This is a genomic window from Mycobacterium sp. NPDC003323 (assembly GCF_053589535.1).
Map to the genome: position 1 here is coordinate 1,190,334 of NZ_JBSFSB010000001.1, position 14,577 is coordinate 1,204,910.

The window sequence follows — 14,577 nt, forward strand, 5'->3', positions numbered from 1 at the left end:
CCGTGGGGCTTTCGAAGAAGGTCACCATCCTGGACTACGGGTCCGGCAATCTGCGCTCGGCGCAGCGCGCGCTGGAACGTACCGGCGCCGAGGTCGTGGTGAGCGCCGATGCGACCGCCGCGCTGGAGGCCGACGGGCTGGTGGTGCCCGGCGTCGGCGCCTACGAGGCCTGCATGGTCGGCCTGCGGGCGATCGGCGGTGAGCAGATCATCGCCGACCGGCTGGCCGCCGGCCGTCCGGTGCTGGGCGTCTGCGTCGGCATGCAGATCATGTTCACCGAGGGCGTCGAATTCGGGGTGCAGACCCGCGGCTGCGCCCAGTGGCCCGGTGCCGTGACGCACCTGGACGCGCCGGTCATCCCGCACATGGGCTGGAACGTCGTCGACGCCCCGGCTGACAGCACCCTGTTCAAGGGGCTCGACGCCGACACCCGGTTCTACTTCGTGCACTCCTACGCCGCGCAGACCTGGACCGGCGACGCCGATGCGAAGCTGACCTGGGCCACCCATCAGGTGCCGTTCCTGGCCGCCGTCGAGAACGGCGCGTTGTCGGCCACCCAGTTCCACCCCGAGAAGAGCGGCGACGCCGGTGCGATGCTGCTGCGCAACTGGGTCGACAGCCTCGACTGAGACGACAAGTAAGGTATCCGCACGTGTCATTGATTCTTCTCCCCGCCGTCGACGTCGTCGAAGGCCGCGCGGTGCGCCTGGTACAGGGTGTGGCCGGCAGCGAAACCGAGTACGGCTCCGCGCTGGACGCGGCGCTGGGCTGGCAGCGCGACGGCGCCGAATGGATCCACCTGGTGGACCTCGATGCCGCCTTCGGCCGCGGCTCCAACCGTGAACTGCTCGCCGACGTGGTCGGTCGGCTCGACGTCGCGGTCGAACTCTCCGGCGGTATCCGTGACGACGAATCCTTGAAGGCCGCGCTGGCCACCGGATGTCGTCGGGTCAACCTGGGCACGGCGGCGCTGGAGAACCCGCAGTGGTGTGCGGCCGCCATCGCCGAGCACGGGGACAAGGTTGCCGTGGGTCTGGACGTCAAGCTGGAGAACGGCGAGTACCGGCTGCGCGGGCGCGGTTGGGAGACCGACGGCGGCGACCTGTGGCCGGTGCTGGATCGCCTTGTCGGCGAGGGATGCTCGCGCTTCGTGGTGACCGATGTGACCAAGGACGGCACGCTCAACGGCCCGAATCTGGAGCTGCTGGCCGCGGTCACCGACCGCACCGACGCACCGGTGATCGCCTCCGGTGGCGTGTCCAGCCTGGACGATCTGCGCGCCATCGCGACCCTCACCGAGCGAGGTGTCGAGGGCGCCATCGTCGGAAAGGCGCTGTACGCCGGACGGTTCACCCTCCCCGAGGCGCTCGCCGCGGTCAGCAGCTGATGCTCGAGCCCGCCCAACTGGCGGCGCTGGTCGCGACCGCCGCCGAGATCCTCGACGACGCGTCGGCGCCGTTCGTCGCCGGGCACCGCGCCGACTCCGCGGTCCGCAAGCAGGGCAACGACTTCGCCACCGAGGTGGACCTGGCCATCGAACGGCAGGTCGTCGCCGCGCTGACCGAACGCACCGGCATCGGGGTGCACGGTGAGGAATTCGGGGGAGCGCCGGTCGACTCGGAGCTGGTCTGGGTGCTCGACCCCATCGACGGCACGTTCAACTACGCCGCCGGGTCGCCGATGGCAGCGATCCTGCTCGGCCTACTGCACCGGGGCACCCCGGTGGCCGGGCTGACCTGGTTGCCGTTCACCGGCAACCGGTACACCGCCATGGTGGATACCCCGTTGCGGGACAACGGAGGCGAGCTTCCCGCGCTGACGTCGACCGGCCTGGCCGAGTCGATCATCGGGATCCAGACCTTCAACATCGACTCGCGGGGCCGGTTTCCCGGCCGCTACCGCGCCGAGGTGCTGGCCAACCTCAGCCGGGTGTCCTCGCGGGTGCGGATGCACGGTGCCACCGGCGTCGACCTGGCCTATGTGGCGGCCGGGATCCTGGGTGGGGCCATCAGTTTCGGCCACCACGTCTGGGACCACGCCGCCGGTGTCGCACTGGTACGCGCCGCCGGGGGCATCGTCACCGACCTGGCCGGCCAACCGTGGACCATCGAATCCAAGTCGGCGCTGGCCGCCGCCCCCGGGATCCACCCGCAGATCCTGGAACTGGTGACCGCCGCGGGCGCACCGGAGGACTACTGAGATGGGCGTTGCGGTCAGGGTCATCCCGTGCCTGGACGTCGACGACGGCCGGGTGGTCAAGGGGGTCAACTTCGAGAACCTGCGCGATGCAGGGGATCCCGTCGAGCTGGCGGCCGCCTACGATGCCGCCGGCGCCGATGAGCTGACATTCCTGGATGTCACCGCGTCCTCGTCGGGTCGCAGCACCATGCTCGAGGTGGTGCGTCGCACCGCCGAACAGGTCTTCATCCCGCTCACCGTGGGCGGGGGTGTCCGGTCGGTCGCCGATGTCGACACCCTGTTACGCGCCGGGGCGGACAAGGTATCGGTGAACACCGCCGCGATCGCGCGCCCGGAACTGCTGGCCGAACTGTCACGGCAGTTCGGTTCGCAGTGCATCGTGCTGAGTGTGGACGCCCGCACGGTCCCCGCCGGTGAACCCTCCACGCCGTCCGGCTGGGAGGTCACCACTCACGGCGGCCGCCGCGGCACCGGCATCGACGCCGTCGAATGGGCCCGCCGCGGAGCCGAACTCGGGGTGGGGGAGATCCTGCTGAACTCCATGGACGCCGACGGCACCAAGGCCGGTTTCGACCTGCCGATGCTGCACGCCGTGCGCGAGGCCGTGTCGGTGCCGGTGATCGCCAGCGGCGGTGCCGGAGCGGTCGACCACTTCGCACCGGCGGTGCATGCCGGTGCGGATGCGGTGTTGGCCGCCAGCGTCTTTCACTTCGGCGAGCTGACCATCGGCGAGGTGAAGGCCGCGATGGCGGCCGATGGGCTGGAGGTGCGATGAGCCTGGATCCCGCGATCTCGGCCCGGCTGAAGCGCAATGCCGACGGTCTGTTCACCGCGGTGGTGCAGGAGCGGAGCACCGGAGATGTGTTGATGGTCGCCTGGATGGACGACGATGCGCTGGCCCGCACGCTGCAGACCCGCGAGGCCACCTACTTCTCCCGCTCGCGTGGCGAACAGTGGATCAAGGGCGCCACCTCCGGGCACACCCAGTACGTGCACTCGGTGCGGCTGGACTGCGACGGGGACAGCGTGCTGCTGCAGGTCGATCAGGTCGGCGGCGCCTGCCACACCGGCGACCACAGCTGTTTCGACGCCGACCAGCTGCTCGGGGACAGCTGACCGGTTTTGTCGGTGCCATCGGCAACAATGCTCTGATGACCGACGGCAGGGTGGCGATGGATACAGCCGCCGCACGTAAGGCGCGTGGTGCGTTTTTCACCCCGACGGCCATCACGAACCATCTGGCCGACTGGGCGGTTCGCAGCCCCGAGGACAGCGTCTTCGAACCGTCGGCAGGCGATGCCGCCTTTCTGGTCGCGGCCACCGAGCGGCTGCGCAGTCTCGGGGTGGACCAACCCGAGGTGCACGGGGTCGAGATCCACGGGGCCAGCGCGGCCATTGCCCGCCGCAGGGTCGCCGAGGCCGGTGGCCGGGCCCAGGTCCGCACCGCCGACTTCTTCGATGTCCCTCCGCGACCGGCCTACACCGCGGTCCTGGGCAACCCGCCCTATATCCGCTACCAGGAATTCCGCGGTAAGCAGCGGGCCCAGTCCCGCCGTGCCGCATTGCAGGCCGGGGTGACGCTGTCGGCCCTGGCATCCAGCTGGGCGGCGTTCACCGTGCACGCCGCGCTGTTCCTGGCACCCGGAGGCCGGATGGCGTTGGTGCTGCCGGCCGAACTGCTCAGCGTCAACTACGCCGCCGCCGTCCGCCAGTTCCTCTTCGACCGGTTCGCCAACGTGGAACTGGTGATGTTCGACGAACAGGTCTTCCCGGGTGCGGAGGCCGATGTGGTGCTGTTGCTGGCCGACGGGTTCGGCGCCGGGCCGTCCGGGCATGCCGTCATCCACCGCGCGCGCAATGCCGATGCCCTCAACAGCGAACTGGTGCAGCGGCACTGGTCACCGGCGGACCCGTCCGACAAATGGGTCAGCGGGCTCATCGGGCACCGGCCGGTCGAGGCCCTGCAGACGCTGCAGGCCGGCGGACACTTCGATGTGCTGGAACGCTGGGGCCAGACGACGCTGGGCATGGTCACCGGCAACAACGGCTTCTTCGCGCTGTCTCCGGGGCGGGCCGCCGAACTCGGCCTCGGTGAGACCGAACTGCTGACGCTCTCACCGCCGGGCAGCGCGCATCTGCGCGGACTCACGCTGACCGCGGGTCAACTCGGCACGCTCGGCGCCGAAGGACGGTCGGTGCACCTGTTCCGCCCCCCGGATCGGTTGTCGGCCGCGGCACGGCGGTACGTGGAGGCGGGACAGGCCGCCGGGGTGCATCTGGCCTACAAGTGCCGGGTCCGCACACCCTGGTACCGGGTACCGCTGCTGGCCCCCGCCGATCTTCTGCTGACCTGCATGAACGCCGACACACCGCGGTTGGTCACCAACCGGGCGCGCGCCCATCACCTCAACTCCGTGCACGGGGTGTATCTGCGCGACGATGTCGCCGCGGTGGGGCGCGATCTGCTGCCGCTGGCGGCGCTGAACTCGGTCACGGTGTTGCACGCCGAGATGGTGGGCCGCGCCTATGGCGGCGGGGTGCTGAAAATCGAACCGCGCGAGGCGGATCGCTGGCTGGTGCCCGCACCCGAACTGGTCACCGCGCGCGCCGCGGGGTTGCGCGCCGTGCGCCGCGGCGTGGCCGGACTGCTGGCGCGCGGACGGCTACCGGAGGCCGTGGCCCTCGTCGACGACGCACTGGGACTCGACACCGATCTGGAATCGGTTCGGGCCGCGCATCATTCGCTGGCATCGCGGAGGGCGGTAAGGTCGCGGCGTGCCCGCTGAACCGTCCACCAAACCGTCTGCGAAGGCCACCGCCTGGGCCATCTTCGACCGGATCGTCGCCGATGCCGCACCGGGCGGCGAGCACACCAACCCGTGGATCCGCACCGCCGAGACGTTGACCTACGTGCCCGATTTCCGGGTGTTGCGCAGGCTGTTGGGCGTTCCGCTGTACCTGGACGCGCCCTCGACCACCGGGGTGCCGGCATTGGCCCTCGATGTCTGGCTGTCCTACGAACTGCGTCGCGCCGGTTTCGATCCCGACGCGGTGTGGCCACGGCCGACCGATCCCCGCATCATGCCCAGCGCCATCGCCAATCTGCTGCAGGCGTTACCGATCAAGGAACGCCACCTCATCGAGCAACGGCTGCGGCGCTCCATGAAGGGCGTGTCCAGTTCGAGCGCCAGTGTGCTGGGCAAGCACTACATGAAGCAGGTCGACGTCATCATGTCCGACTGGGACACCGGCCCCGAGCTGCTGATCAGCACCAAGCGGATGGATTCCAGCTTCGGCAAGAACGCCGCCAACCGGGTCGAGGAGAGCTACGGCGACGCCAAGAACCTGCGGTTGCGGCACCCGTTGGCTGCGCTGGGCTTCGTCTACGGTCTGCGTTCGACGATCCTGACGTCCGAACCGGACAAGGCCGAATGGATGATCGACCTGCTGGGCAAGCTCGGTACCGAAGACGATGCCTATCACGCGGTGGCGCTGGTGATGATCGACTACGACGCCGATATCGCGGAGTCACCCGAGGACGAGGTCGACAGCATCGAAAAGGCCGATCCGGAAACCCTTTTCGAGATCGTCGACGTCGAGACCGCGGCCGTCGACGAAGCACTGGCGGCCCTACCGCACGTCGTCATCCGGCATGACACGGTTCCGCCGCAACTGCAGCCGGCCCGTTTCCTGGCGGCCATGGCCTCCCGCGTCATCGACACCTCCCCGGTGACCCGGCACCGCGAGGCCCGGCGGCGGCGCAACAGCGCCCCGACCGCCTAGATCACTTTCGAGCCGGCCTTCGCCCGCGCGCTCCAGCGGCCGTCGTCGAATCCGACCGTCACGGGATGCCGGAACGCCTCGCTGACGTGCTCGGTGGTCACCGTGGTCGGCGCCGGACCGCTGGCGACGGTGCGGCCCTCGCTGATCAACAGCGCGTGCGTGGTGCTGGTCGGCAGTTCCTCCAGGTGATGGGTGACCAGGATCGAGGCCATCTCCGGGTGGGTGTCGTCCAGGGTGTCGATCGTCTCCAGCAACTGCTCGCGCGCGGCGACATCGAGACCGGTGCTGGGCTCGTCGAGCAACAGTAGCTCGGGTTCGCCGATGAGCGCCCGGGCGATCAGGGCGCGGCCGCGCTCACCTTGGGACAGCGTCGGCCACACCGCGTCGGCGCGCGCCACCAGGCCGACCGTCGCGATCAGATCGTCGGCGCGGGCCGCCTGTTCCGGGGTCGGGGTCCACCGCGCGGCGGTGTCGATGGTCGCGGTGAAACCGGTCAGCACCACCTCGCGCACGGTCAGCGGATACTGCAGCCGGTGGCGCGGATTGACATGCCCGATCGAGCGGCGCAGCACCGTCAGGTCGGTCTTGCCCATCTGCGCACCGAGGATGCGCACCGTGCCGCTGCTCGGAAACGTCACTGCCGCACAGAATCCGAGTAGGGTGCTCTTACCGGCCCCGTTAGGGCCGAGCAACGCCCAGTGCTCACCGGCTCGGACGGTCAGCGAGATGCCATCGATGATCTGCTTGCCGTCGCGGCGGAACGTGACCTCGCAGATGTCGAGAACGGGTGTCACGCCGTGCGTGCCCGCAGGACGTCCAGTGCCCGATCGGCATGGACGTCCATGCTGAGCTCGCTGGAGATGACCTCCAGCACGGTGCGGTCGGTGTCGATGACGAACGTGGTGCGCTTCACCGGCATGAACTTGCCCAGCAGGCCACGCTTGACGCCGAATGCGGTGGCGACGGCGCCGTCGGAGTCGGACAGCAGTGGGTAGTCGAAGCGCTGCTGATCGGCGAACTTTGCCTGCTTGTCCACCGAGTCGGTGCTGATGCCCACCCGCACGGCGCCCGCGGCGGCGAACTCGCCGGCGAGGTCGCGGAAGTGGCAGGCCTCCTTGGTGCAGCCGGGCGTCATCGCCGCGGGATAGAAGAACAGCACCACCGGGCCGTCGGCGAGCAGCGCGGTCAGGCTGCGCGGGGTCCCGGTCTGGTCGGGGAGTTCGAACTCGGCCACCTGGTCGCCGGGCTTGAGGAGCGTCATGGCTGCCCACGCTACCCAACGCGGGTCTGGGAGGATTGTCCTCGTGCAGACCGCTAACGCCAGCACGCTGGCCGTCACGACGACCCGCGCCGACTTCCGGGAGCTCGCCGCCAGCCATCGGGTGGTCCCGGTGACCCGCAAGGTTCTCGCCGACAGCGAGACCCCGCTGTCGGCCTACCGCAAGCTGGCCGCCAACCGGCCCGGCACCTTCCTGCTGGAGTCCGCCGAGAACGGTCGGTCGTGGTCGCGCTGGTCATTCATCGGTGCCGGTGCGCCGTCGGCCCTGACCGTGCGCGACGGTGAGGCCGGATGGCTGGGAACCACCCCGCAGGGCGCCCCGACCGGCGGTGATCCGCTGGTCGCGGTGCACAGCACGCTGGACCTGTTGGCCACCGCCGCGTTGCCCGGGCTGCCGCCGCTGTCCTCGGGTCTGGTCGGATTCTTCGCCTACGACATGGTGCGCAGGCTGGAACGGCTGCCCGCGCTGGCCACCGATGACCTCGGCCTGCCGGACATGTTGCTGCTGCTGGCGACCGATATCGCGGCGGTCGATCACCATGAGGGCACCATCACGTTGATCGCCAATGCGGTGAACTGGAACGGCACCGACGAGCGGGTCGACGAGGCCTACGACGATGCGGTCGCGCGGTTGGACGTGATGACTGCGGCCCTCGGTGAGCCGCTGCACTCCAGTGTGGCGACCTTCAGCCGGCCGCAGCCGCGGTACCACGCGCAACGCACGGTGCAGGAGTACACCGCGATCGTGGAGAAGCTCGTCGGCGATATCGAGGCCGGCGAGGCGTTCCAGGTGGTGCCGTCGCAGCGGTTCGAGATGAGCACCACCGCCGATCCGCTCGACGTGTACCGGATGCTGCGCGCCACGAATCCTAGCCCGTACATGTATCTGCTCAACGTGCCGAATGCCGAAGGCGGACTTGATTTCTCGGTCGTCGGATCCAGCCCGGAGGCCCTGGTGACCGTGAAGGACGGCAAGGCCACCACCCATCCGATCGCCGGCACCCGGTGGCGCGGGGACTCCGAGGAGGAGGACCTGCTGCTGGAGAAGGAGCTGCTGGCCGACGACAAGGAGCGCGCCGAGCATCTGATGCTCGTGGATCTGGGCCGCAACGACCTCGGCCGGGTGTGCGAGCCCGGGACGGTGCGGGTGGAGGACTACAGCCATATCGAGCGCTACAGCCACGTCATGCATCTGGTATCGACGGTGACCGGGCACCTGGCCCAGGACAAGACCGCGCTGGACGCGGTCACGGCCTGTTTCCCGGCAGGCACCCTGTCCGGTGCGCCGAAGGTGCGCGCCATGGAGCTCATCGAAGAGGTCGAGCTGACCCGCCGCGGGTTGTACGGCGGGGTGCTCGGCTACCTCGATTTCGCCGGTAACGCCGATTTCGCGATCGCCATCCGGACCGCACTGATGCGCGGCGGAACCGCCTATGTGCAGGCCGGCGGGGGAGTCGTGGCCGACTCCAACGGGCCCTACGAGTACAACGAGGCCACCAACAAGGCCAAGGCCGTGCTGGCCGCCGTTGCCGCCGCTGAGACGCTCGGCGAGCCGCTGGATACCGCGTCGTCATGATCCGCCTCGCACAGGGGCTGCTGGCCCTCTCCGCGCTCGCCCTGTGGGTGGCCTCTCGGTTGCCCTGGGTCGAGATCAGTTCGGCCGACGGTCTGGGGCAGCCCAAGACCACGACGCTCAACGGCGCCGAATGGTCGACGGCGCTGATACCGCTGGCGCTGGTGCTGCTGGCCGCCGCCGTGGTCGCCCTGGCCGTACGCGGGGGCCTGTTGCGTGCGGTGGCGGTGCTGGTGGCCGTGTCCAGCGCCGGAATCGGCTACCTGGGTGTCAGTCAGTGGGCGGTCAACGACATCTCGGTGCGCGGTGCGGGTCTGGCCGAGGTGCCGGTGGTCGCGCTGGTGGGCTCGCAGCGGCATTACTGGGGCGCGGCGACGGCCGTCCTGGCCGCGGTGATCGCCCTGCTGGCGGCGGTGATCTTGATGCGCTCGGCCGGGACGGCCAAGGGTGCGGGCACCCGGTACGCGGCGCCGGCCGCACGCCGGGAGGCGGTGCGCAAGGAGACCGCGTCGGAGCCGGCGCAGATGTCGGAACGGATGATGTGGGACGCCCTGGACGAGGGCAGCGATCCCACCCGTGAAGGCCCCGACAAGTCGGCCGACCCGGACAACAAGGGTCGGTGACGGCGGGTGCAGCGCTGGCGACTAACCTTCATGGGAACGCTCCGACCGACCGAAAAGGACGATGGCCAATGACGGCGACCGTGCTCGACTCCATCATCGAAGGAGTCCGCGCCGATGTTGCCGCCCGGGAAGCCGCCGTCAGCTTCGCCGATATCAAGCAGCGGGCCAAGGACGCACGCCCGGCGCTCGACGTGATGGCCGCGCTGCGCGCACCGGGCATCGCGGTGATCGCCGAGGTCAAGCGGGCCAGCCCGTCGCGCGGCGAACTGGCGTCGATCGCCGACCCGGCGCAACTCGCCACGGCCTATGAGGACGGTGGCGCCCGCATCATCAGCGTGTTGACCGAGGAGCGCCGGTTCAACGGCTCGCTCGACGACCTGGACAGCGTGCGCGCGGCGGTATCGATTCCGGTGCTGCGCAAGGATTTCATCGTGGGGCCGTACCAGATCCACGAGGCGCGCGCGCACGGCGCGGACATGCTGCTGCTGATCGTCGCGGCGCTGGAGCAGAAGGCTCTGGAGTCGATGCTCGACCGCACCGAGTCTTTGGGGATGACCGCTCTGGTCGAGGTGCACACCGAGGAAGAGGCCAACCGGGCACTGGACGCCGGCGCGACCGTCATCGGGGTCAATGCCCGCGATCTGAAGACCCTCGAGGTCGATCGCGACTGCTTCGCCCGCATCGCACCGGGACTGCCGACCGACATCATCCGAGTGGCCGAATCCGGTGTCCGCGGGACCGCCGACCTGCTGGCCTACGCCGGTGCCGGTGCCGACGCGGTCCTGGTGGGTGAGGGCCTGGTCACCAGCGGTGATCCCCGCGGCGCGGTGTCGGAACTGGTCACCGCGGGTGCGCATCCGTCCTGCCCGAAACCTTCACGCTGATCCCAGACAACGATGAGCCGCTCCCGCGAAGAGGCGCTGTAGAACATGGGCGATATCGCCGGCCCCGACCTGCCGAACACCAGTGCCGCACTGGCCGAACCCACCAGTCACGACCCCGATGCCAAGGGCCATTTCGGCGCCTACGGCGGCCGGTTGGTGCCCGAGGCGTTGATGGCCGTCATCGAGGAGGTCACCGCGGCCTACGAGAAGGCCCGCAGCGACCAGACCTTCCTCGACGAACTGGACCGCCTGCAGCGCCACTACAGCGGGCGTCCGTCACCGCTGTACGAGGCCGAGCGGCTCAGCGCGCACGTCGGCGGTGCCCGCATCTTCCTGAAGCGAGAAGACCTCAACCACACCGGTTCTCACAAGATCAACAATGTGCTCGGACAGGCGCTGTTGGCCCGGCAGATGGGCAAGACCCGGGTCATCGCCGAGACCGGAGCCGGTCAGCACGGTGTTGCGACCGCGACCGCCTGCGCCCTGCTCGGGCTGACGTGCGTCATCTACATGGGTGCGGTCGACACCGCCCGCCAGGCGCTCAACGTCGCCCGGATGCGGCTGCTCGGCGCCGAGGTGGTCTCGGTCCAGTCGGGTTCTGCGACCCTCAAGGACGCCATCAACGAGACGTTCCGGGACTGGGTGGCCAACGCCGACAACACCTACTACGCGTTCGGCACCGCGGCCGGACCGCATCCCTTCCCGCTGATGGTCCGCGATTTCCAGCGCATCATCGGCATGGAGGCCCGGGTCCAGATGCGTGAACAGGCCGGCCGGCTGCCCGACGCCGTGGCTGCCTGCGTCGGCGGCGGATCCAACGCCATCGGCATCTTCCACGCCTTCATCGACGACCCCGCCGTCCGTCTGGTCGGATTCGAGGCCGCCGGTGACGGCGTCGAGACCGGCCGTCATGCCGCCACCTTCACCGGTGGATCGCCCGGTGCGTTCCAGGGGTCGTTCTCCTACCTGCTGCAGGACGAGGACGGGCAGACCATCGAGTCCCACTCGATCTCCGCGGGGCTGGACTATCCGGGTGTCGGACCCGAGCACGCGCTGCTCAAGGACGTCGGCCGCGCCGAGTACCGGCCGATCACCGATACCGAGGCAATGGATGCCTTCTCGCTGTTGTGCCGTACCGAGGGCATCATCCCTGCGATCGAGTCGGCCCATGCGGTGGCCGGAGCATGCAAGCTCGCCGCCGAGCTGGGGCCCTCGGCGATCATCCTGGTGAACGTGTCCGGCCGGGGCGACAAAGACGTCGAAACCGCGGCGAAGTGGTTCGGGCTGTTGGAGGAGAAGTCGTGAGTCGGCTTGCGACGGTGTTCGATGCGTGCCGCGCCGAAGGCCGCTCGGCCCTGATCGGTTATCTGCCGACCGGCTATCCCGATGTGGACACCTCGATCGCGGCTATGACGGCCCTGGTCGAATCCGGTTGCGACATCGTCGAAGTCGGAGTCGCCTACTCCGATCCCGGGATGGACGGGCCCACCATCGCCCGGGCCACCGAAACGGCGCTGGCCGGCGGGGTGCGGGTGTACGACGCGCTGCGGGTGGTCGAGGCGGTGAGCAACGCCGGCGGGCATGCCGTGGTCATGACGTATTGGAATCCGGTGCTGCGCAAGGGTGTTGACACCTTCGCCCGGGACCTGGCCGCCGCGGGCGGGCTGGGATTGATCACTCCGGATCTGATTCCCGACGAGGCCGATGATTGGCTGGCCGCCTCCGAGGCACACGATCTGGACCGGATCTTCCTGGTGGCGCCGTCCTCGACGCCGGAGCGGCTCGCGGCGACGGTGCGGGCCTCGCGGGGTTTCGTCTATGCCGCCTCCACCATGGGTGTCACCGGCGCGCGCGACGCGGTGTCGAACGCGGCTCCCGAACTGGTGAGCCGGGTCAAGGCGATCTCCGATATCCCGGTGGGTGTCGGCCTGGGCGTGCGGTCCCGGCAACAGGCCGCCGAGATCGGTGCGTATGCCGACGGGGTGATCGTCGGGTCGGCACTGGTGTCCGCGCTGGATGACGGGGTCGATGCGTTGCGCGCGCTGACCGCCGAACTGGCCGAGGGTGTTCGGCAGGCGGTCCGCGCATGACGGTGACGACGCTGGCCTATATCCCGAGCCCCGATCAGGGCGTGTGGTTCATCGGCAGCGTTCCGTTGCGGGCGTACGCACTGTGCATCATCGCCGGCATCATCGCCGCCCTGGTCATCGGTGATCGCCGCTGGGCAGCGCGCGGTGGCGAGCGCGGCGTCATCTACGACATCGCGTTGTGGGCCGTTCCGTTCGGGTTGGTCGGTGGGCGGATGTACCACGTGATGACCGACTGGCCCACCTACTTCGGCGAGGGCGGGGCCGGCCTGGCGGCGGCCTTCCGCATCTGGGATGGCGGACTGGGGATCTGGGGCGCGGTGGCCCTGGGCGCCCTGGGGGCGTGGATCGGTTGCCGACGGCGTGGGATACCGCTGCCGGCGTTCGGGGATGCGATCGCGCCCGGGATCATCTTGGCCCAGGCGATCGGCCGGTTGGGTAACTATTTCAACCAGGAGCTCTACGGTCGGGCGACGACGGTGCCCTGGGGCCTGGAGATCTACGAACGCAGGGATGCCGCCGGCTTCCGGGACACGCTCAACGGCGTGTCCACGGGTGAGGTGATCGGCGTCGTGCACCCGACGTTCCTGTACGAGCTGCTGTGGAATCTGCTGGTTTTCGTGATCCTGATCTGGGTCGATCGCCGGTACAAGTTCGGGCACGGCAGGCTCTTCGCGCTCTACGTCGCGGGCTACTGCCTGGGCCGGTTCTGGATCGAGTTGCTGCGCAGCGATACCGCGACGCTGATCGCCGGCATCCGGATCAACTCGTTCACCGCGACGTTCGTCTTCATCGCGGCGGTGGTGTACATCATGGTCGCGCCGAAGGGCCGTGAAGCACCCGCGACGCTGGCCGGTGACCAGGCTCGCCAGCTCGTCGTCGAGGACCTGGACACCAAGGTGATCGCGACGGGCGCCGCCGGTGGTGCTGCTGCTGCGGTCGTGGTCGCCGATGGCGGCGGCGGTACGGGCGTGTCCGAGGCCGCGGACCGGGCTGATGCCGAAGAGGTGGCCGTAGAGACCGAGGTGCTCGAGGTCGTCGAACCGGATGATGCCGCCGAGGATGAACAAGGCGAGCCGGAACCTGAGCTCCTTGCGGTGACCGATGTCAAGACTGAAGCGACCGATTCTGATGCCGAAGCCGAGCCCGCAGAACAGGACGGGGTGGCGGCGGATGAGGTCGAGAGTTCGCCCGAGGCGGAGGCCGCCGACGAGTTCGAGGCCGAGGCTGCCGAAGACGGTGCGGTCGAGGCCGACGAGGCCGGTGCCGAGCCGGACGGGCCGGAGGCTGAACTCCTTGCGGTGACCGACGTCGAGCCAGATGCCGCCGCTGATGACGCCGAGGCCGAGCAGGACTCCGAGCCGACCCCGGCGACCGACGCGGAAGAAGCGACCGACTCTGCGGATGAGGAACTCGTCGAAGCGGAAGCCGCCGATCACACCGAGGCGTCGGATGACGCGGACAATGTCGAAGACGCCGACGCGGAAGCTGTCGAAGAAGGCGACACCGCGACCGAAGAGACCGAGCAGGTTGGGCCGGAGTCCGAGGCCACCTCGGTGGACGAGGTCGAGGCGGAAGCCGCCGTTGACACCGAGGCCTCAGATGACGCGGACGATGTCGAAGACGGCAAGACCGCGACCGAAGGCGAGCCGGCTGAACCGGAGTCCGAGCCCACCCCGGAGGACGAGGTCGAGGCGGAAGCCGACACCGCGGATGCGGACGTCGACGAGCCCGCCGAAACAGATGGCGCAGACGCCGCCGATGACGAGATCGAGGCCGCGGCAGCTGCTCTCGAAGATGACGCAGCAGGCGATGCTGGCGATGTCATTCAGACCGGGCCCGACGCCGAGCTTCTCGCCGTGACCGACGTCGATGCGACACCACCTGACGGGCAAGCCGATGAACCGGCCGTAGATGACGCCGTCTTGGCCGAGGCCAACACGGCCGGCGCCGTCGCGGAAGAACCGGCCGCCGAAGCCGAGGATGGCGGGGATGTCGACTCTTCTCAGGACGAGTCGACCGATTCCGAGGAACCGAGCACCGAGACCGCCACCGCATCAGAACCCGAGCCCGCCGCATCCCCGGCCGTGACAACCCCGCCCGCAGCGCCCCAACCGCGCAAGCGGTGGTGGCAGCGCCGCCGCTGAGA

Annotated in this window: 15 protein-coding genes; 13 read left to right on the top strand and 2 right to left on the bottom strand. The window is 69.3% G+C overall.

Annotated features, from left to right (window positions below):
• Window positions 1–2 precede the first annotated feature (2 nt).
• Genes hisH through ACWDUN_RS05545 form a run of 7 tightly spaced genes read left to right on the top strand, consistent with a single transcriptional unit; the run spans window position 3 to window position 5,982 of the window.
• Window positions 3–629, top strand: a complete 627-nt coding sequence (hisH, locus tag ACWDUN_RS05515; RefSeq protein WP_449925609.1) for an imidazole glycerol phosphate synthase subunit HisH — start codon at window positions 3–5, stop codon at window positions 627–629.
• A 23-nt stretch (window positions 630–652) separates the two neighbouring features.
• Window positions 653–1,387, top strand: a complete 735-nt coding sequence (gene priA, locus ACWDUN_RS05520; RefSeq protein WP_449925612.1) for a bifunctional 1-(5-phosphoribosyl)-5-((5-phosphoribosylamino)methylideneamino)imidazole-4-carboxamide isomerase/phosphoribosylanthranilate isomerase PriA — start codon at window positions 653–655, stop codon at window positions 1,385–1,387.
• Window positions 1,387–2,199 carry an inositol monophosphatase family protein gene (locus ACWDUN_RS05525; protein ID WP_449925615.1) on the top strand — a complete coding sequence of 271 codons (813 nt, stop codon included), beginning with the start codon at window positions 1,387–1,389 and terminating at the stop codon, window positions 2,197–2,199. The genes priA and ACWDUN_RS05525 overlap by 1 nt, the downstream gene beginning before the upstream one ends.
• A gap of 1 nt (window position 2,200) precedes the next feature.
• Window positions 2,201–2,974: an imidazole glycerol phosphate synthase subunit HisF gene (gene hisF / locus ACWDUN_RS05530; RefSeq protein ID WP_449925618.1), complete on the top strand. Its 774-nt coding sequence runs from the start codon at window positions 2,201–2,203 to the stop codon at window positions 2,972–2,974.
• Entirely contained in the window at window positions 2,971–3,315 is a 345-nt protein-coding gene (gene hisI / locus ACWDUN_RS05535; RefSeq protein WP_449925620.1) for a phosphoribosyl-AMP cyclohydrolase, read from the top strand. Before hisF ends, hisI begins: the two co-directional genes overlap by 4 nt.
• Before the next feature lie 35 nt (window positions 3,316–3,350).
• On the top strand, window positions 3,351–4,985 hold the full coding sequence (locus tag ACWDUN_RS05540) for an HsdM family class I SAM-dependent methyltransferase (RefSeq protein ID WP_449925623.1): 1,635 nt from the start codon (window positions 3,351–3,353) through the stop codon (window positions 4,983–4,985).
• Window positions 4,975–5,982: a hypothetical protein gene (locus tag ACWDUN_RS05545; RefSeq protein ID WP_449925626.1), complete on the top strand. Its 1,008-nt coding sequence runs from the start codon at window positions 4,975–4,977 to the stop codon at window positions 5,980–5,982. Before ACWDUN_RS05540 ends, ACWDUN_RS05545 begins: the two co-directional genes overlap by 11 nt.
• Here the strand turns inward: ACWDUN_RS05545 and ACWDUN_RS05550 are convergent.
• Both ACWDUN_RS05550 and ACWDUN_RS05555 read right to left on the bottom strand, forming a co-directional pair.
• Window positions 5,979–6,776: an ABC transporter ATP-binding protein gene (locus ACWDUN_RS05550; protein ID WP_449925629.1), complete on the bottom strand. Its 798-nt coding sequence runs from the start codon at window positions 6,774–6,776 to the stop codon at window positions 5,979–5,981. The two genes, ACWDUN_RS05545 and ACWDUN_RS05550, sit on opposite strands and share 4 nt — an antisense overlap.
• Window positions 6,773–7,243: a peroxiredoxin gene (locus tag ACWDUN_RS05555; protein ID WP_449925631.1), complete on the bottom strand. Its 471-nt coding sequence runs from the start codon at window positions 7,241–7,243 to the stop codon at window positions 6,773–6,775. Before ACWDUN_RS05555 ends, ACWDUN_RS05550 begins: the two co-directional genes overlap by 4 nt.
• On the opposite strand from ACWDUN_RS05555, the gene ACWDUN_RS05560 reads away from it, so the two are divergent.
• The 6 genes from ACWDUN_RS05560 to lgt all read left to right on the top strand — a co-directional run bounded on the left by ACWDUN_RS05560 (window position 7,242) and on the right by lgt (window position 14,575).
• Window positions 7,242–8,837: an anthranilate synthase component I gene (locus ACWDUN_RS05560; RefSeq protein ID WP_449925634.1), complete on the top strand. Its 1,596-nt coding sequence runs from the start codon at window positions 7,242–7,244 to the stop codon at window positions 8,835–8,837. The two genes, ACWDUN_RS05555 and ACWDUN_RS05560, sit on opposite strands and share 2 nt — an antisense overlap.
• Complete coding sequence (locus ACWDUN_RS05565; RefSeq protein WP_449925636.1) at window positions 8,834–9,457, top strand: TIGR02234 family membrane protein; 624 nt, start codon at window positions 8,834–8,836, stop codon at window positions 9,455–9,457. Before ACWDUN_RS05560 ends, ACWDUN_RS05565 begins: the two co-directional genes overlap by 4 nt.
• Before the next feature lie 68 nt (window positions 9,458–9,525).
• Window positions 9,526–10,341, top strand: coding sequence for an indole-3-glycerol phosphate synthase TrpC (trpC, locus tag ACWDUN_RS05570; protein ID WP_449925639.1), 816 nt, complete (start codon window positions 9,526–9,528; stop codon window positions 10,339–10,341).
• A 45-nt stretch (window positions 10,342–10,386) separates the two neighbouring features.
• A complete protein-coding gene (gene trpB / locus ACWDUN_RS05575) occupies window positions 10,387–11,646 on the top strand; it encodes a tryptophan synthase subunit beta (RefSeq protein WP_449925642.1) in 1,260 nt (419 codons plus the stop codon).
• The gene (trpA, locus tag ACWDUN_RS05580; RefSeq protein ID WP_449925643.1) at window positions 11,643–12,431 is read left to right on the top strand and encodes a tryptophan synthase subunit alpha; all 789 of its coding nucleotides are present in this window, start codon (window positions 11,643–11,645) and stop codon (window positions 12,429–12,431) included. Before trpB ends, trpA begins: the two co-directional genes overlap by 4 nt.
• Window positions 12,428–14,575: a prolipoprotein diacylglyceryl transferase gene (gene lgt, locus ACWDUN_RS05585; protein ID WP_449925645.1), complete on the top strand. Its 2,148-nt coding sequence runs from the start codon at window positions 12,428–12,430 to the stop codon at window positions 14,573–14,575. Before trpA ends, lgt begins: the two co-directional genes overlap by 4 nt.
• The last annotated feature ends 2 nt before the right edge of the window (window positions 14,576–14,577 follow it).